Annotated in this window: 10 protein-coding genes, 6 pseudogenes and 1 riboswitch; of the genes and pseudogenes, 9 read left to right on the top strand and 7 right to left on the bottom strand. The window is 65.6% G+C overall.

What is annotated here, in order from left to right; all coding sequences use genetic code 11:
* Positions 1-249: 249 nt before the first annotated feature.
* Positions 250-1,377 (top strand): amidohydrolase family protein, encoded by a 1,128-nt coding sequence (locus HFP48_RS29295; RefSeq protein ID WP_168580851.1) that lies wholly within the window; start codon positions 250-252, stop codon positions 1,375-1,377.
* Between the two features lie 462 nt (positions 1,378-1,839).
* Here the strand turns inward: HFP48_RS29295 and HFP48_RS29290 are convergent, their stop codons facing one another.
* Together HFP48_RS29290 and HFP48_RS31855 are read right to left on the bottom strand one after the other, a co-directional pair.
* On the bottom strand, positions 1,840-2,991 hold the full coding sequence (locus tag HFP48_RS29290; RefSeq protein WP_168580850.1) for an IS110 family transposase: 1,152 nt from the start codon (positions 2,989-2,991) through the stop codon (positions 1,840-1,842).
* Positions 2,992-3,328: 337 nt separating this feature from the next.
* Positions 3,329-4,367: pseudogene (locus HFP48_RS31855) on the bottom strand (integrase); the annotation flags it as partial.
* Between HFP48_RS31855 and HFP48_RS29280 the strand changes: the two are divergent.
* Positions 4,347-4,694, top strand: a complete 348-nt coding sequence (locus HFP48_RS29280) for a hypothetical protein (RefSeq protein WP_168580679.1) — start codon at positions 4,347-4,349, stop codon at positions 4,692-4,694. The pseudogene HFP48_RS31855 and the gene HFP48_RS29280 sit on opposite strands and share 21 nt — an antisense overlap.
* A gap of 195 nt (positions 4,695-4,889) precedes the next feature.
* Positions 4,890-5,597, top strand: coding sequence for a transposase (locus HFP48_RS29275; protein ID WP_282597497.1), 708 nt, complete (start codon positions 4,890-4,892; stop codon positions 5,595-5,597).
* A 249-nt stretch (positions 5,598-5,846) separates the two neighbouring features.
* On the opposite strand, the pseudogene HFP48_RS29270 reads toward HFP48_RS29275, so the two are convergent.
* Positions 5,847-6,446: pseudogene (locus HFP48_RS29270) on the bottom strand (C40 family peptidase); the annotation flags it as partial.
* Between the two features lie 102 nt (positions 6,447-6,548).
* On the opposite strand from HFP48_RS29270, the pseudogene HFP48_RS29265 reads away from it, so the two are divergent.
* The 4 genes and pseudogenes from HFP48_RS29265 to HFP48_RS29250 form a co-directional block, all read left to right on the top strand.
* Positions 6,549-7,508: pseudogene (locus HFP48_RS29265) on the top strand (IS3 family transposase); the annotation flags it as partial.
* Between the two features lie 95 nt (positions 7,509-7,603).
* Positions 7,604-8,952: pseudogene (locus HFP48_RS29260) on the top strand (IS30 family transposase).
* A 4-nt stretch (positions 8,953-8,956) separates the two neighbouring features.
* Positions 8,957-9,268, top strand: a pseudogene (locus HFP48_RS29255) (integrase core domain-containing protein); the annotation flags it as partial.
* A 396-nt stretch (positions 9,269-9,664) separates the two neighbouring features.
* The gene (locus HFP48_RS29250; RefSeq protein ID WP_246872621.1) at positions 9,665-10,822 is read left to right on the top strand and encodes an IS110 family transposase; all 1,158 of its coding nucleotides are present in this window, start codon (positions 9,665-9,667) and stop codon (positions 10,820-10,822) included.
* Here the strand turns inward: HFP48_RS29250 and HFP48_RS29245 are convergent.
* A pseudogene (locus HFP48_RS29245) lies at positions 10,797-11,383 on the bottom strand (IS5 family transposase); the annotation flags it as partial. The gene HFP48_RS29250 and the pseudogene HFP48_RS29245 sit on opposite strands and share 26 nt — an antisense overlap.
* Before the next feature lie 77 nt (positions 11,384-11,460).
* Positions 11,461-13,104, bottom strand: a complete 1,644-nt coding sequence (locus HFP48_RS29240; RefSeq protein ID WP_168580849.1) for an NAD(P)/FAD-dependent oxidoreductase — start codon at positions 13,102-13,104, stop codon at positions 11,461-11,463.
* Between the two features lie 400 nt (positions 13,105-13,504).
* A riboswitch (SAM riboswitch) is annotated at positions 13,505-13,616 on the top strand.
* 134 nt (positions 13,617-13,750) lie between these two features.
* Between HFP48_RS29240 and HFP48_RS29235 the strand changes: the two genes are divergently transcribed.
* Positions 13,751-14,878, top strand: a complete 1,128-nt coding sequence (locus tag HFP48_RS29235; protein ID WP_168580848.1) for a homoserine O-acetyltransferase — start codon at positions 13,751-13,753, stop codon at positions 14,876-14,878.
* Here HFP48_RS29235 and HFP48_RS29230 read toward each other — a convergent pair.
* Positions 14,875-15,984 (bottom strand): IS630 family transposase, encoded by a 1,110-nt coding sequence (locus HFP48_RS29230; protein ID WP_168580847.1) that lies wholly within the window; start codon positions 15,982-15,984, stop codon positions 14,875-14,877. The genes HFP48_RS29235 and HFP48_RS29230 overlap by 4 nt on opposite strands.
* A gap of 122 nt (positions 15,985-16,106) precedes the next feature.
* Between HFP48_RS29230 and HFP48_RS29225 the strand changes: the two genes are divergently transcribed.
* A complete protein-coding gene (locus HFP48_RS29225; RefSeq protein WP_246872620.1) occupies positions 16,107-17,564 on the top strand; it encodes an IS701 family transposase in 1,458 nt (485 codons plus the stop codon).
* Here HFP48_RS29225 and HFP48_RS29220 read toward each other — a convergent pair.
* Positions 17,561-18,337, bottom strand: a complete 777-nt coding sequence (locus HFP48_RS29220; protein ID WP_282597496.1) for an IS630 family transposase — start codon at positions 18,335-18,337, stop codon at positions 17,561-17,563. The two genes, HFP48_RS29225 and HFP48_RS29220, sit on opposite strands and share 4 nt — an antisense overlap.
* Between the last annotated feature and the right edge of the window lie 13 nt (positions 18,338-18,350).

Genomic DNA, 18,350 nt, shown 5'->3' with positions numbered 1-18,350 from the left:
CGGCCGGACCCCACCCACGGTTACGTCAGTAGAGCCGAGATAGACACGCACTTACTTTACAGTGTAATGATGTGTAGCATGGCGCCGTGATAGCGTTTACTTATCTACCTATATGGTCTCCTGTGCGAGGACGCGTCGGCCGACTTCGGTGAGGCACCCGGACTCTCGCGGGCTTGATCTGGCGGAGTAGCTAGTGACGCGCTACAAGGCGACTGTGACAGACACCGACAACTCTTAGGGAAACAAGTTATGGCAACAAAGATCTGGGCCAACTCTGCGGACTCCCACTTCCTCGAGCCCGAAGACTTGTGGAGAGAAAACCTCCCGTCACGGCTTGCTGATTTGGTGCCTCGCACTGTCAAAGATCCTGATGGGCAATGGGAAACCGTGCACATCGACGGCATGTCCTTCCGGCGCAAGCTGCCGACCATGAAGGCGCAGGAGTTCATCGAGGCATCGATGCGCGCCCCAGGTGCTCGCGACGTAAACAAGCGGATGGCTGACCTCGATCAGGAAGGCGTATGGGCAGAGCTCGTCTTTCCTTCCCTGGGCATGTGGAGTTCGTCGTTCAGGACTCCGGAAGTGTTGCGCGAAGCGCTTCGCGTGAGTAACGACTGGGCCTGGGACACGATCGACAAGCCTCATCCTCGACTGGTCGCCACCGCCCAGGTATCGACTCTCGATGTCGGAGACGCGATTGCGGAGCTTGAGCGCGTTGCGGAGATGGGTTATCGCGCGGTGTTTTTGCCGGTGACTCCGCACCCGCTACAGAAGGACTACCATCACGCGGATTGGGAACCGTTCTGGGCTGCAGCTGAGGCGGCTCGGATGGTGATCGCGTTCCACATCGGCACGGATCCGGTTGATCTCTCCTCTGGGAACACCAACGGTGAGATCAAGTACCGCGGTCCCGGCGGATTCATCCTCAACTTCACCGAGACCTCCTTCGGTGGCCAACGAGCGGCGATGAAAATGGTCGCCAGTGGAGCTTTGGATCGCCATCCCGAGCTGAAGGTGCTGGTCGCTGAGGGAGGCGCGACCTGGGTGCCGTTCATCGCGGACCGGATGGAGGAGGGGTATCGTCAGCACGACTCGGCGGTTAAGCACAAGCTCAAGCGGTCGGCGCGTGAGATCTTGTATACACAGGTCTACGCATCGTTTCAGCACGACGCCACGGCAGTCATGGCCGCTGCACACATGGGTTACAGCAACGTTCTTTGGGGCAGCGACTACCCCCATATGGAGGGGACTTACGGACATACGCAGAAGACCCTTCAGGGACTCTTCAAGGACGCCGATCCGGCGATTCGAGAGAGAATCACGGTAGGAGCGTTCCAAGAGCTCTTTCCGGGCCTGCCGCCGGTTCCCTCGGTATAGCGGGCCCGGGTATGTCCGAGAACATCATGTACGACTCTCCGCTGGAGATGATGCAAGAGGCTATCGCCGACAGTAGTTGCGACGTGCAGTCTGTGGTCCCACTCCCCGGGGGAGGCTTCAGTTGTGCGTGTTCGTGCGAACAGTGGCAGATCGTTGCAGAGACACGCGACGAGGGGCTGCGGCTCGCCAAAGGGCACGCCGGCTGACCAATTCCATCAATGGCACTGGGTGGCGTGAAAGACGCCGTGTCCTTCACGCCACACAAGCTCATGTACCCATCTCGTTGACCGGCCGAAGTGCAAGATGCTCACAGGTGTCGGCGACCATCCTCGATTCGTCCTTGTCGCCGCTGTGCTCGAAAAGCCGTACGGCCCTATTGCCTGACACGAAGATGCGGTGGTGAGTGGGCAACAGAGAAGGACCCCGGCGGTCGCGGTCCGTCGGGTTGCCGGAGGGGCGGGACTATGCGGCTTTCGGTCGGTGCGGGCGGTAGGGCTCGTGGTCGGTGAGGATGTGCCAGATCGCAACGAGGAGGGAGTGTTCGACGGCGACAAGGGCGCGGGTGGGACCACGTCGGGCGGACAGTCGTCGGTACCGTTGTTGGAAGAACGAGCCATTGGTACGCGCCGCGGCCATAGCCGCGATGCCGAGAGCACCCTTGAGGTGTGCGTTGCCGGGTCGGGTCTTCCCCGGGCCGGATCGGCCTGCTGATTCGTGCTGGCCGGGGCACACGCCGGCCCAGGACGCCAGATGCGCCGGCGTCTCGAATGCGGTCATGTCCACACCGGTCTCGGCCAGGATGTTCTCCGCGCCGGTGGTGCTCAGACCCGGGACGGTCACCAGAAGCCCTCGCGCCCAGGCGAGGTCGTAGTCGGTGACCAGGGTGTCGATCATTCTGGTCAGTGCGGTGATGTGCCGATCGAGCACGTCGATGCGGTCCAGGTACAGTCCGACCAGTTGGCCGTGGTGGTTGGTGAAGTTCCCGTCGAGCGCGAGCCGGAGTTGGCCGGTCTTGTTCTTCAGTCGTCCCCGGGCCAGGCCCGCGAGGACGAGCGGGCTGGTCTCCCCGGCGATGAGTGCTTCGAGGAACGCTCTGCCCGAGACGCCCAGGGTGCGCGTGGTCACCGAGGTGTACTTGATCCCGGTCGACTCGATCAGCTTCTCCAACCGTTGGGTCTCCCGCGTCTTCTGTGTCGTGAGCAGGGTCCGTTGCCGGGTCAGGTCCCGCAGCCGCCGGATCGGCCAGGGCGGGATGAACGACCCACGGACCAGGCCGTGTGCGGCCAGCTCGGTGAGCCACTGAGCGTCGGAGACATCGGTCTTGCGGCCGGGCAGGTTCTTGGCGTGCCGGGCGTTGACCAGCATCAGGTTCAGGTCGTCTTCGAGGGCGTAGTAGAACGGCTTCCAGTAGTCCCCGGTCGCTTCCATCACCACCAACGTGACCTGCGCGGCCAGCAGATGCTCACGCAGCGCGGCGATATCGCGTCGCATCGCGCCGTGGACGCTGAGCTGTTTGCGGTAGGTCCCGGGACGGGCTCCCGGGGTGCGTATACAGACCTTGGCGTCGCGTTTGGAGATGTCCATCCCTGCGCAACGTTCGTGTACGACTTCCATCGTTCGCTCCTGCGATCATTCTCGGATGCGGAGGAGCAGTGGCCGCGGCAAGCGGGACTGGGCAAACAGGTGGAGTCTGACACTCGTGCTCGTCGGCAACACTTCACGAATCCCTACGACTGTCCCGCCCGACCAGGCTCAAGTTCGGGCTCTACGGCTCCAAGGCAACAACGGCCGTGGCGTCACGACCACCGCTCCACACGCTATGGTCGGCCCGCCCGTGGCCTGGGGCAACGCAGAGACGAGCATCTTCCCGGCCTCACGAACGCGCGCCACGGCGCGCGGGAATGCTCAGGTGCCGATGCCCGCGTGACGGCCGCCCTTCGCGCGGGCCCCGCCTTGTGGTCGTCAGCGTCAACAGCTCGGTAGTCAGCGCCTGGATCCCCCGCTGGAGGGCGGCGGGGTTCAGGCGAGCGTAGGTGTCGGCAAGGATCGCGAGGTCTTCCTCGGGGAGTTCGTCGTGTCGTTCGGCACGCCGATGCGGAGTGGCCGCCGTGTCGTACTTCTTGATCACCTTCGCGCCCTCACGGACCTTCGAGATCAGTTTCTGTTGCGGGCAGAAGTAGTTGGCCAGCTGCGACTGCAACACCTAAATCTTGTTGAGCAGCAGCAATTCTGCCTCGGTCTCGTAGCGGTGGTAGCCGACCACAGTACGCACAATCGCCCAGTTCTTCTGCTCCACATGGCAACCGTCGTTGGAGTTGCCCTGCCGGGGCCGGGTGAAGGTGATCGTGCGTTTCGCGTACCACGCGAGCAGGTGATGATTGATGACTCACTGCCGTTGTCGCTGTCCACGCCGAGGATCGGGAACGGCATGATGCCGGCGATCTCGTCGAGGGCGGCGATCACCCATCTGCGCGCCTTGTTGCGCACGCTGTGGTTCACGGCCGCGCCGGTGGCGATGTCGGTGACGGTCGGGGTGTAGGCATGGTCGCCGACTGCGTTGCCGCCCTCGTGGCCGACCAGGTCGATCTCGACGAACCCTGGTTTCGCGTCGTCCCACTGCGCCCAGGTGCGGATCGGGATCTGCGACTCGAGCACCCGACCCCGGTTTGGTGTGGCTGCGACCTCGCAATTGGTGTTTCTTCCGTTCCGGAGCCAAGCGCCGGTCGATGGTGGCCGCGGACATCCGCACCAGCAACGCGGCGGTCTCGTCGTCGATGTCGAGCTCGCCGAAGTGGCGTAACTGCGGCACCAGCTCGGCCAGGACCGGGGCCAGCCGCTTGCCGGCCGGCATCCCCAACACTGCCCAGCAGAAGACGAGTGCAGCAACGGCCTTCGGGCGTACATCGGTGGTCGGGTGTCCGCGGACGCACCACTCACGGCCGCAGCACGCCACGCAGTGCCCTACGGGCATGATCACGATGCCAGCCGGTGGTGGGTACGACCGACTGCTCGCCCGCCAGGAGGGCCCACCCACCGTCGAATGGGCCAAGGCGCTCTACGGCGCCAGCGTGATGGCCGGCGTCCAGGGCGACCTCCCCACCGGGACGACATTGGTCGAGCACGGGCGCACACTCGCCGCGCAGACCGCCGACCCCCTGATGCGAGCGTTCGTTTACTCTGCGGACGGCAGGCTCGGCGTCCTCAGCGGTGATCTCGACCATGCCCGCTCCCGCCTCGAATCCGCACTCGCACAGTTCGGCGCACGCGGAGACCGGACGCTCGAGATAACCGCCCTGACCACACTGGGGACGGCCTAGATGGCTGGTGTTTTTCGCGTGGCGTTGCCGCGCTGATCGAGGCGGCTCGAGCAGAATGAAGGGGTGAGTCTGGGTAGGGTGTCCGGTCAGTCGAGTCTGCTCCGATCGACGGTGGAGTATTGCCAGGACCGGGTGGGAAAGGACTCGATTTACGGTGTACTGCACCGGGAATGCTTCCGGTTGTTCCCGGATGAAATGTTCGCCGACCTGTTCGCCGATGTCGGGCGTCGTAGCGTGCCGCCGATGATCGTGGCGGTGGTGATGGTGTTGCAACGACTCGAGGGCCTGTCCGAGCGTGAGGCGGTCGATCGGTTCGCGTTCGATGCTCGGTGGAAGTACGCCGCAGGTGGATTGGACTTCGACTATCCGGGATTCGTGCACACGGTGCTGGTGGACATGCGGGCCAGGTTGGCCCGTTCGACTCGGCCGAACAGGGTCTTCGAGGCGGTGCTCGAGGTGGCCCACCAGGCCGGGGTGATCGGCCGCAAGCGGGTTCTGGACTCGACGCCGCTGTACGACGCGGTCGCCACGATGGACACGATCACGCTGGTCCGTTCGGCGATTCGGGGGGTGCTCGCGGCCGTCGATGCAAACCGGGCGCAGCAGCTGCGAGCGGTACTCACCAGCGGTGACGACTACGCCAGTGCCGCCAAACCGTCCATCGACTGGGACGACGAGGCGGCCCGCGCACAGTTGATCGACTCCCGGGCCTGCGACGGTCTGGCCATGTTGGCGTATCTCGACGGCCGCGAACTCGACGACCCGGTCGAGCGGGCCTCGACGCTGCTGGCCGTTGGCGGATCCCGTCGAATGCGACTTCCCACCGCACGAGCGCAGTACCGATATCGCCGAGCGCCCCGCCCGGGAGCGAAGGTCCGGCGCAAGGCGGGGATCGATGCGTGATCCTGCCGGATCTGACTGGGGGATCGGCTCACGTCCGGTCTCGTCGCGGGTTCTCGATGCGCCACCGCTCGCCACCGCGGCCGCACCCGCCGACCCACCACGGCGTTCGGGGGGCTCCCCCGACGAGCACCCCTAGGCCCTGAAATCATGGTTCACGACAGGGATTGGATCCGCGATTCGTCGACCCCAGGGTGCCGTGCATCCTGGTGCCGGCGGCTTCTCGACCGGCGTACGGGGCGGAGAAATCTGGTACCGGCGGGCCGCGTAGAGCGGCATCGAGTCCAGTGGTGCCTGTTTTACCGGCTGCCCGGTGGTGGGGGCGTGGACGACCGTGCCGTTCCCGGCGTAGAGCCCGACATGCTGCGCTCCGTTGAACAAGACGAGATCGCCGGGCTGCAGGTGTGCCCGATCCACCGGTTGTCCCCCGTCGAGCTGGTCGTAGGTGGTGCGCGGCACGACGATACCGGCCTGCTGGTACGCCCACTGGACCGGGCCTGAGCAATCGAACGCATCCGGCCCCGCCGCAGCCCAGAGGTACGGTGAGCCAATCTTCGACTCGGCCGCGGCGAGCGCCCGCGCACCGTGGGTCGACGGCGACGGCGGCAGTGAGGGTGCCGTGTCGGGGAGGGGTGCGGGGTTCGGAACCGGGAGGGGTGCAGGGGTGGGCACCGGAGGAAGCGCCGGCGGGTGGGGGAGGTCGAACGTCCCGATGTCGGGAATCGTGATCGGCTCCGCTGCGGCAGGAGACGCCGGAAGCAGGCATGCTGCCATCGTCACACCCCCGGCGATCAGCAGTCCTGTGGTCGAGACCTGCAGTCGGTTGCCCCGACGCATTCTGTGCTTGGCCAAGGAATGGAGTCCTTCGGGTGGGACGATGTCCGAGGACCCTGGGGTCGGTTGAACCGCCCTGGACGAGGTGGAGGCTCCTGATCTAACAAGGAGAATGCTGGTATGCCTGCACCGAGGAAGTACGACGCGGAGACCCAGGAACGGGCGGTCCGGATGTACCGGGACCGGATCGCCGAGCACGGAGGCTCGAAGGTCGCCGCCCGCCGCCACGTCGGCGAACTGCTCGACATCGCGCCGGCGACGTTGCGGAACTGGATCGAAGCCGCGGAGCGAAAGGGTTCCCCGACCGTCTCGACGTCGGACAGCGATGCCGGCCTCGACGAGGTTCGTCGACTACGTAAGGAAAACGCCGAATTACGCAGGGCCAATGAGATTTTGAAGACGGCGAGTGCGTTTTTCGCGGCGGCGGAGGTCGACCGCCGCCTGCGGTGATTGTCGACTACATCGACGCCCACCGGGAACGATTCTTCGGTCGTCCCGATCTGTGCCGTGCTCACCGAGCACGGCATCAGCATCGCCCCGTCCACCTACTACAAGGCGAAGGCGCGCGGACGTGTCTCCGCCGCCGAACTGGCCGACGCCTACGCCGCGAATGCCGTGCACGCGGTGTATGTGGCCAATCGGCGGGTCTACGGTGTCCGCAAGATGTGGCACGCGATGAAACGCGCTGGTCACGACATCGGCCGCGATCAGGTGGCCCGGCTGATGTCGATCACCGGCATCGCCGGCGCGGTCCGCGGCAGACGCCGCATGGTCACCACCGAGCGCGATGAGCGAGCGCCCCGGCATCCGGACCTGATCGAGCGGAACTGGGCCGCACCGCGACGCCCGGATCAATGGTGGGTAGCCGATTTCACCTACTGCTGGACGCTGGCCGGGTTCGTCTACACCGCATTCTGTGTCGACGTGTTCTCGCGTCGAATATTGGGTTGGCGGGTGATGACAACGAAGGCCACACCCTTGGTTCACGGCGTCCTCGAGCAAGCTCTCTGCACGAGACGAAGAACTGACTTCCGTTTCACATCAATAGGTTTGGTTCATTACTCGGATGCTGGAAGTCAAGGCGGATTCAACCGGTCGATGCAACACTCCTGACGAGGAGGGTGTTCATGGGCAGACCGTCCGGATGGTTGAAGGAGCTGACAGGTCGATCGGCGATGATCTCGCCGGGTGCGCCGGCACTCGGCGCAGCATCGAACGCGAGTTCTGGAGAAAGATCGCGGAGGGAGTGTCCTCGGAGGACGCGGCCGGCATGGTGGGCGTGTCGCCGGCGGTGGGAAGCCGCTGGTTCCGCCAAGGTGGCGGGATGTCGACGATCGAGCTGACCGAGCCTGGTGGGCGGTACCTGTCGTTTTCCGAGCGGGAGGAGATCGCGATCCTGCGGGCGCAGGACGTCGGTGTGCGTGAGATCGCGCGCAGACTCGGTCGCGCTCCGTCGACGATCTCGCGTGAACTGCGGCGCAATGTCGCCACCCGCAGCGGCATGCTGGAGTATCGGGCGTCGGTCGCGCAGTGGAAAGCCGAGCTGATGGCCCGGCGACCGAAGACCGCGAAGATGGTGGCGAACCCGCGTCTGCGGGATTATGTTCAGGACCGCTTGAGCTGCGTCATCCGAGGTCCGGACGGCGCGGTCGTCACCGGCCCGGAAGTGCCGGAGTGGAAGGGCCGACGCAAGCCACACCGGCAGGACCGGCGGTGGTCGAGCGCGTGGAGCCCGGAGCAGATCTCGCAACGATTCCACATCGACTTCCCGGAGGATGAATCCATGCGCATCAGCCACGAGGCGATCTACCAGTCGTTGTACATCGAGGGCAGAGGCGCGCTGAAGCGGGAGTTGGTCGCGTGCCTGCGCACCGGCCGGGCACTGCGGGTGCCCCGAGCCCGATCGCGGAACAAGGCACAAGGGCATGTCACCGCGGACGTGGTGATCAGCGAACGTCCCGCCGTGGCCGAAGACCGCGCTGTCCCAGGGCATTGGGAAGGTGACCTCATCATCGGTACCGGCCGGTCTGCGATCGGCACGCTCGTCGAGCGCAGCAGCCGATCCACGATCCTCGTGCACCTGCCTCGCCTGGAGGGCTGGAGTGAGAAGCCGGCCGTGAAGAACGGTCCGTCTCTCGGCGGATACGGCGCCGTCGCGATGAACGCCACACTGAGGGCATCGATGACGACGCTCCCGGAGCAGCTCCGCAAGACGCTGACCTGGGACCGCGGGAGGGAACTGTCCGGCCATGCCCAGTTCGCTCTAGACACCGGCACGAGAGTGTTCTTCGTTGATCCGCACTCACCGTGGCAGCGACCGACGAATGAGAACACGAACGGTATTCTGCGACAGTGTTTCCCGAAGGGAACCGATCTGTCCCGCTGGACCGCTGAGGACCTCAAGGCAGTCGCGCTGACTGTCAATAATCGACCGCGGAAAGTGTTGGATTGGAAGACCCCAGCCGAAGTGTTCACCGAACAGCTACAGTTGCTCCAACGACGCGGTGTTGCATCGACCGGTTGAATCCGCCCAATACGCCTCTCTCGCCTTCACCGAAGCGCTGGTCGAGTCGGGGATCGCTGGTTCCATCGGTAGTGTCGGGGACGCCCTCGACAACGCTCTGATGGAGTCGACGATCGGGCTCTACAAGACCGAGCTGATCGACCGGGCACTGTCCTGGTCCGGTCGGGCCGAGGTCGAGCGGGAGACCGCCGACTGGGTCCGCTGGTTCAACGCGGACCGGTTGCATTCGTCGATCGACTATCTCTCGCCGAACGAGTACGAGACGCGCTACCGTGAGCTGCGCCCCATCGCTACCTCCATCCCCGAGGTGGCCTGAACGAAGTCTCCACTCGATCCAGGGCGGTTCAGTTCGGACGGGACACTCCATAGCATTCCGGTCACGAACGAGTCGGACCACGGCCGAACGGCCCATACACGTACCTGTTTCTTGAAAGACGGGTAGATCACGAACCGGTCCTAATCAGTTCGGGGAGTGGTGCCATCCGGCACACTCCTGGTGGGTGGGCGACCGGTAGGTGAGCACTTTCTGGTCCTGGACTTCGAAGCCCTGGTGAAAGACTGTGCCCCTGTCGGTAGGCCGGGAGAGTTGATCGCTGCTGGGATGTCGTGCCCGACCCCGTTGCGGGGGCGTGAGCACTGCTTGATTAGGTCGCTGATAGTTCTCTCGCCGGTTGCTCGACGGTGATCGACATCGAGACATCGAGGAGGACCGATGCGACTGTTCGTCGGAGACGACTGGGCCGAAGACCATCACGACGTGGAGGTGATGGACACCTCCGGGCGCCGGCTGGTCAAAGCCCGCCTGCCCGAGGGTGTAGCCGGGATGACACGGCTGCACTCGATCATCGGCGATCTGGTCGGCGAGGACGCCGACGACACCGAGGTGCTGATCGGGATCGAAACCGACCGGGGCCCCTGGGTCGGCGCGCTGGTCGCGGCCGGTTACCCAGTGCTGGCGGTGTATCCGTTGCAGGCGGCACGGTTTCGTGACCGACTCGGTGTGTCGGGAGCCAAGAGCGATGCCGGTGACGCGCATGTACTGGCCGACATGGTCCGTACCCACTCCCACGAGCTGCGGCCGGTGGCGGGGGATTCCGCTCGCGCCGAGGCGATCAAGGTCGTCGCGCGGATGCACAAGATGATGATCTGGGAGCGGACCCGCCACACCCAGCGACTGCGGCACGCCCTGCGCGACTACTTCCCCGCCGCGCTCGTCGGGTTCGAGGATCTCGACGCCGCCGACACCCTGGAACTGTTGGCCAAGGCGCCGACCCCGGCGCAGGCGGCCCGGCTGACCACCACGCAGATAGGTGCCGCACTCAAAGGTGCCCGCCGCCGCAACGTCGCGGACAAAGCCGCTACGATCGCAGCCGCGTTGCGCTGCGAGCATCTCGGCCAACCCGAGGTGGTCACCGACGCCGACGCGGCGACGGTCCGGGCGTTGGTCGCGGTCCTGACCGTGCTGAATTCCCAGATCAAGACCCTCGGTGGCCAGGTAGATGCCCATTTTGGGCAGCACCCGGCCGCTGAGATCATCTTGTCCCAGCCGGGGCTGGGACAGGCGCTCGGCGCCCGGGTGCTCGCAGAGTTCGGTGACGACCACGACCGCTATGCCAGCGCCAAAGCACGCAAGAACTACGCCGGGACCTCGCCGATCACCCGCGCGTCCGGGAGGAAGAAGGTCGCCGTGGCCCGGTTCGTCCACAACGACCGGCTTCTCGATGCCCTGACCTCGCAGGCGTTCAGTGCATTGTCGAGATCGCCGGGTGCCCGCGCATATTACGACAAGCAACGAGCCCTCGGGGTGGGCCACAACCCGGCGTTGCGTCAGCTCGCCAACAGTCGACCATGCCCGCATCGACCGAGTTGACGTACCCGCCGTCGACCCACACCAGCCCCAACCCGGGGAACCGGGTCCGGGCCCCGGCCAGCACCAGCCGGGCCCCGGCCCGGTCCTGCACCGACGCCGAATGCACCAGCCCGACCAACATCAACCCGAGGGTGTCGACAGCAGATGACGCTTGCGGCCCCGGACGCGTTTGCCGGCGTCGTAGCCGATCTGCTCGCCGCCCTCGCTGCTGCGCACCGACTGCGAGTCCAGCACCGCCGCCGACGGCTGCGGATCACGTCCGTCGTTGGCACGCAACCGATCTCGCAGGATGTCGTGGATGCGCGCCCAGGTGCCGTCCGCGCTCCAGGCGGCGAAGATCCGGTAGGCGGTGCTCCACGGGGCCAGATCGTGCGGGACCAACCGCCAGGCGCAGCCGGTGGCCAGCACGTACAAGATCGTGTCGACGACCAGTCGGCGTGGGTGCACCGGCGGCCGGCCGCCGAGCCGCGGGCTCGGTCGCGGCAGCAGCGGTGCGATCACCGCCCACTGCGCATCGGTCAGCGACGAGTCGTAGGCGGGCTTGCACACACACGGACACACGTACCGACACGATCATCGATCACGTTCGGATACCACGGCCGACACGCCGCGTCAGCACAGGGTTCCACAACACTCTCTCAGCCGACCGTTGCGGCTGACGGGGCGTCGACGAGATCGAAACCCCGGCGCTCCGCCTCCTCGAGCAGGTCGAAGTAGGCAGGCGCCCCACCGAACCAGTAGAGGATCTTGTGGGCCTTGCCCGGGATGTTGGCGCCGAGATACCAGCTGTTCGCCTCTTCGCCCTTGCCGAGGACCGTCGAGTCGAAGGCTTCCTGCGTGACGCGGAACCAGTCGTTCACCGTCTGGCGGGACACCTCCGCGAGCTTGCCCTCCTGCTCGCAGTGCGTGATGACCTTCCCGATCCACTCGGCCTGGTGCTCGATGACCGGCGGGTTGTTGGCGAACGGACCCTGGGGGCCGAGGATGGTGAAGAAGTTGGGGAAACCATCGACCATCATCCCCATGAAGCTCTCCGCGCCGTCGGCCCAGCGGTTCTCGATCGTCTGCCCGTCGCGGCCGCGGACGTTCATGTGGGTCAGCGCTCCACTGACCGCGTCGAATCCGGTGGCGATGATGATCACGTCGAACTCCAGCTCGCCGTCCGCCGTCTTCAGGCCCTTCTCGGTGAACCGCTCGACGGGGTTCGCGTTGACGTCGACCAGGGTGACGTTGTCACGGTTGAACGTCTCGTAGTAGAAGTGCCCGAGGGGCACCCGCTTGCCGCCGACCGGGTGATTGGTCGGGCAGAGCAGCTCAGCGGTCTTCGGGTCCTTGACGATCGCACGGATCTTGTTCCGGACGAACTCCGATGCCAGATCGTTGCACTCCTGATCGGTCAGAAGGTCATCGAATGTCTCGAAGATGTAGCGGAACCCGCCCGCCTCCCAGCCGGCCTGCAGCACCTGATCGCGAGAGGCAGGCTCGGTGTCGCCCGAGATCCGGTTGACCGGGTCGAATGCCATTCCGAACGGCTGGTCCCGGACCTGCTCCCAGACGCGGTCGTAGTCGCGCTTGATCGCATTGCGGTGGGTGTCGGTGAGGGCGAAGTTGCGGGCAGGCATGACGTAGTTCGGCGTCCGCTGGAAGACGGTGAGACTCTCGGCTTCCTGGGCCACGAGCGGAATGATCTGGATGCCGGTGGCTCCGGTGCCGATGACCGCGACTCGCTTGCCGGTGAAGTCGACGGGCTCCTTCGGCCAGCTCGAGGAGTGGTAGGCCTGCCCCTGGAAGTTCTCGACCCCCGCGAAGGGGAAGTGTTGAATGCCCAACTGTCCCGTTGCTGCGACGACGTAGCGGGAGGTGTACGTCTGGCCCGTACTCGTCGTGACCGTCCACAGCTGCGAGTCCTCGTCGAACTTCGCAGCTTCCACCATGACACCGAACTCGATGTCCTTACGCATGTCGTGGCGGTCCGCGACGTGACCGAGGTAGGCCTGGACCTCGGCCTGGGTGGGAAAGCGTTCCTTCCAGTCCCACTCCTGCTGGAGGTCCTTGTCGAACGAGTAGCAGTACACCCAGCTCTCGCTGTCCGTACGGGCGCCTGGGTAGCGGTTCCAGTACCAGGTACCGCCGACGTCGGTGCCCTTCTCGAGGATCTTGGTGGAGATTCCCCGCGACCGAAGCTCGTGCATACAGCGAAGACCACTGAATCCCGCGCCGATGACGATGGCCTCGACGTCCACCTCGCCCTTCTGCTCCGCGGCCTGTGCTGCGTTTGTCACTGTGAACTCCTTCTGATAGCTGGTTTGCTGCGCTCAGCGGTCCGGTCGACAGACCGGGCTTTTCGTCGTCAGATTCCGGCCAGCTCCTCCGTCAGTCGTGCCGTTTGCGAGGTAGGCCGTCCGCATCACTGCGGATTCTGGGGCGGCTATGACTGTGAATCGTGCGTCAGCGGCCGTCGCCGAGACTGTCCGACTACGCAACAGCACGGGACGCCTGCCGAATGAGGTGTAGCGATATGAGACAGTTGTGTTGCAGTGCATTGAGCTTGACTTGCGGCTACGCCTGTCATCGGCCGGTTCACAGACCAGCTCCCGAGTGACCGAACGCGGCGGGTTCCCAGGCGAAGCCAGCTGTACCTGTCAACAGCCTCCGTCGGTTTTACCGTTAGACTGCCGCGAAAGTCATGAGTGCCAGCGTCAAGCCCCGGCTTGCTGGCCGGCAACCCTCCGACCGGGGTGGGGTGCTCCGGGTGATGACACGGTCGGTGGAACCCCACCGACAAGCCTGCTGTCGGGAGGATTGAGATGATGATGTGCTGTCGCACGCGAGCCGCGATCGAACCTCCCACCATCGCCGGAAGGACACGATGACCGACATTCGCAGCCGGCCCTGCCATCCCACCGCGAGCCTCAAGGCGGTCACCTCTTGACGGCGGGCACCGAGCCTCGTCGCGTCGAGCTGCCCCCGGCGGACGGACGCCTCGACACCATCGATATCGGGGATCTCGTCCTCGAAAGCGGTGAGACGCTGCCGAACGTCACCATCGCCATGCAGAGGTGGGGCGAGCTGTCCCCCGCCCGCGACAACGTGGTGCTGGTCGAACACGCTCTCACCGGCGACTCGCACGTCACCGGCCCCGCCGGGCCGGACCATCCGTCCCCCGGCTGGTGGTCGGGCATGGTCGGCCCCGGCGCCCCGATCGACACCGATCGTTGGTGCGTGGTCTTGACGAACGTTCTCGGCGGTTGCCGCGGCACCACCGGACCCGGCAGCGCCGCTCCCGACGGCAGGGCCTGGGGTTCCCGCTTTCCGCTGATCACCGTGCGCGATCAGGTGGCCGCCGAGGTGACGCTGCTCGACAAGCTCGGCATCGACGTCCTCGCGGCCGTGACCGGAGGCTCGATGGGCGGGATGCGCACCCTTGAGTGGATCATCGCTCACCCCGAGCGGGTGCGGGCCTCGCTCGTCCTCGCCACCGCAACCCGCTCCACCGCCGACCAGATCGGCACTCAGAGCGCGCAGATGGCCGCCATCACGGCCGACCCCGACTGGCAGGGCGGCGACTACTACGGCACGGGGCGGCGCCCCGAGACCGGGTTGGCCATCGCCCGGCGCATCGCGCACCTCACCTACCGGACCGGACTCGAACTCGACACGCGCTTCGGGAACCTCCCGCAGGACGGCGAGGATCCGTGGCGCGGCGGCCGGTACGCCGTGCAGAGCTATCTCGAGCACCAGGCGCGCAAACTCGTCGCGCGCTTCGATCCCGGCACCTATGTGGTGTTGTCCGACGTGATGAACCAGCACGACGTCGGGCGCGGACGCGGCGGCGTCGAGGCCGCACTCGCGTCCACCCCGGTTCGGACGATCGTCGCCGGCGTGGACTCCGACCGGCTGTATCCGCTGCGTCTGCAGCAGGAGATCGCTGATCTCCTGCCGGGATCGGGTGATTTGCGCGTCCTTGTCTCGCGCGACGGACACGACGGGTTCCTCACCGAGGCCGGCGAGGTCGCCAAGCTCCTGGCCGAACTGATGACGCTCGCTGAGGGCTAGTGTCTTGAGTCGTTAATTGTTTTATTGATTTGGGTGCAGTAGCGGGCGAGGCTGTCGAGGATCTCGTCCGCGGTCTTGGTCCACACGAAGGGTCTCGGATCGTCGTTCCATGCGGCGATCCAGGCGGTGACGTCGTCTTCGAGGGCTTGGATGCTGCGGTGAGACGAGCGACGGAGCTTGCGGTTGATCAACTCGGCGAACCAGCGTTCGACGAGATTGAGCCAGCTGCTCGAGGTGGGGGTGAAATGCAGATGGAACCGCGGGTGACCAGCCAGCCATTTCTTGATTGCGGGGGTCTTGTGGGTGGCGTAGTTGTCGCAGATCAGGTGTAGGTCCAGCTCGGCGGGGGTGTTGGCGTCGACGGTCTTGAGGAACCGCAGGAACTCCTGGTGCCGGTGGCGACGCTGGTGCTGGCCGATGACCTTACCGGTGGCGATATCCAGTGCCGCATACAGGCTCGTGGTTCCGTGGCGGATGTAGTCGTGCGTCCTGCGTTCGGGCGTACCCGGCATCATCGGCAGCATGGGCGCAGTGCGATCGAGGGCCTGCATCTGCGACTTCTCGTCTACGCACAGCACCATCGCCTTGTCGGGCGGATCGAGGTACAACCCCACCACGTCCCGAACCTTGTCGATGAACAAAGGATCGGTCGAGAGCTTCCACGTGTCCACTAGGTGCGGTTGCAGGCCGAATGCCCGCCAGATCCGTGAGATCGCGGTCTGGGACATCCCCGTTGCGGCCGCCATGGACCGGGTCGACCAGTGACTGTCACCGCCCGCCGGCGCCTCCTCGAGAGTCGCGGTGATCACTCTCGCGACCTGGGCATCGCTGATCTTGCGTGGCGTGCCCGGCCGGGGCTCGTCACTCAACCCGTCGAGCCGATACTCGACAAAGCGCTTGCGCCACTTACCGACAGTGGGCAGAGACACCCGCAGCTGCCGAGAAACCTCACTGTTGGACAATCCGTCCGCACACGCCAGAACGATCCGCGCCCGCGTCGCGAGTGCCTGCGCGGTCTTGCTGCGCCTCACCCAGCCCTGCAACACATCTCGCTCGGAATGGCTCAGTTCCAGAACTGCCAACTTCGGCCCGCGCCCATCGACCATGCCGTACTCTATCAAATTGCCAATGAATTAACGACTCAGGACACTAGCGGTAGTTTGTTGACTTTTGTGCAGGTCAGCGGTATTCCGGAGGTAGTACCCATGCAGTCCACTGGGGGTGCGTGATGACCCGACATCAACCCTGCCCGGCAGCACCGGGCCCACTGGAGGAATACGCGGTCCGGTTCGACGAGCTGTTCACCCGCGTCGCGCAGCCACGAGGGTTCCGGCAGTACCTGACCGGGCTGCTGGCACCACGGGACCGGAACAAGACGCTGACCGCGCTGGCCGGGGCCGAACCGGTCACCGGCGCACAGCACCCGGCGGTCCAGCGACTGCAGTTCTTCCTCTCCGAATCCCGCTGGGACGCCGACCGAATCAATTCTCGACGACTGGACATGCTCCTCGCGGACCCGGCCACGACTCCGCATGACGGCGGGGTGCTGGTGATCGACGACAGCGGGGACCGCAAGGACGGGAGGAAGACCGCGCACGTCGGCCGCCAGTGGCTGGGCCGGTACGGCAAGACCGACAACGGTGTGGTCACTGTCACCACGGTGTGGGCCGACGAACGGTTGTACTATCCGGTGCACGCGCAGCCGTACACTCCGGCGAAGCACTTCGCGAAGGGCAAGAGCGATCCGGGTTTTCGGACGAAGCTGGCGATCGGCGCGGACCTGGCGGCCGCGGCCCGGGATGCGGGATTCGTGTTCCGTGCGGTGGCCGCGGACAGCGCGTACGGGGACCAGGACGGGTTCCGCGGTGAACTCGCCGAGGCCGGTCTACCGTTCGTGACGGCCTTGCGGCCGCACCGCGGCACCTGGGCCTACGGGCCGGGCGCGCACACCCCGGTCGATGCGGCCCGCGCCCTGGCCTGGGGTGGTCCGGACGAGCCGGGCGACTGGCAGGCGGTGACCCGCACCTTCCGCGACGGGCACACCGAGACCTGGTGGGCCGCGGACGCCACCTTGGGCTGGTGGGGGCCGGACGGCACCCACCGTCTGGTGGTGGCCACCGCCGACCCGACGGCTTTGCCGGACAAGGCGACCTGGTATCTGGTCACCAACCTTCCCCGTCCCGGTGGCCCGCGTGAGGCCGACGGTCCGCATCCGGCCGCGGACCTGACCGAGATCGTGCGGATCTACGGTATCCGGCACTGGATCGAGCAGAGCTACAAGCAGATCGAGGACGAGTTGGGCTGGGCCGACTTCCAGGTCCGCTCCGATGTGGCCATCCACCGCCACCAGGTGCTCGTGAACTGTGCGTTCAGTTTCTGCTGGGCTGCCTGGTTCTCCGATCATCCACCAGGGCAAGATGATACGGCATCACGGCAGAACGCAACCACATCGCAGGCCGGACCCGGCCGCGGAGAGAGGGGGGCCACACACCGCCGCGCCGGCTCCGTCGTGGCCGCGGGCGCTGCGGGCGATCCGTGGCTGGCTTTCCCCCTGGATCGCGTTGCGACGCTGGTGGCCGGCATGGTCGACGGCGCCCCCGCCACCGCAGTTGCAGGCACTGCTGGACTCGGTCGCGGCAGGTCACGACCTGCACCTCTACCTCCCGAACCAACAAACTACCGCTAGTGGCTCGTCAAACAACCTTGGCCGGGGTAATGCAGATACTCGGTCCACGACCGGACCGGTGAATCCGGAGCGAATCGGGTTTCGGTTCCGCGAGCGTTGCGCCACAGCATGTATGCGGCGATGGCGGCGTTCTGCTCGGCGTGACTGCGATGATCGGTGCCGTTCAGCGCGGAGTGCCGCCAGGCCGCAAAATCGGATTCGATCCAGTTCAACCACGACCCGTAGGTCGGCAGAAACACCCACTCGACGTCGTTGTCGGCGGTCCATTCACGGACGGCCGGGTGCCGGTGCGGGGAGAAGTTGTCGAGCACCACGTACAACTTCTCCCCGGGCCACCGCGCCCTCAACACCTTGAGGAAACCGAGGAACCAACCGGCACGTTTGCGGGGTCGGATGCGGTAATACATTCGGCCGCTCGATAAATCGGGTGCGACGAGCATGCGCATCACACCGTCGTAGCGGTGATACGTCGCCCGCAAACCGGAGCGGATATGCGGCCGGTCGCCACGATTTCCTTTGCGGGGTTGCAGGTTCAACGGCCCGGACTCGTCGACACAGATCAGCCGTCCGACGGCCGGCGGAGTGTCGTAGATAGCGAGGATCACGTGCATCTTGGACAGGAAATCCGGGTCGGTGGAGGCCCTCCATGTGGTGGTGGTGGACTGCCAGGTGACCTTCCCTTCGCGCAGGATGCGGCGCAGCATGTCGCCGCTGATCGTCGGTACGATCTTCTGCGCGGTCAGGTGTTCGGCGAGCTTGGCCAGGCTCCAGATGGAGAATGCCGTG

This window comes from Rhodococcus sp. DMU1 (assembly GCF_012272955.1).
Taxonomy (GTDB): Bacteria; Actinomycetota; Actinomycetes; order Mycobacteriales; family Mycobacteriaceae; genus Rhodococcus; species Rhodococcus aetherivorans.
Note: the sequence above shows the minus strand (reverse complement) of the source record. Positions and strands in the feature narration are given on the sequence as shown.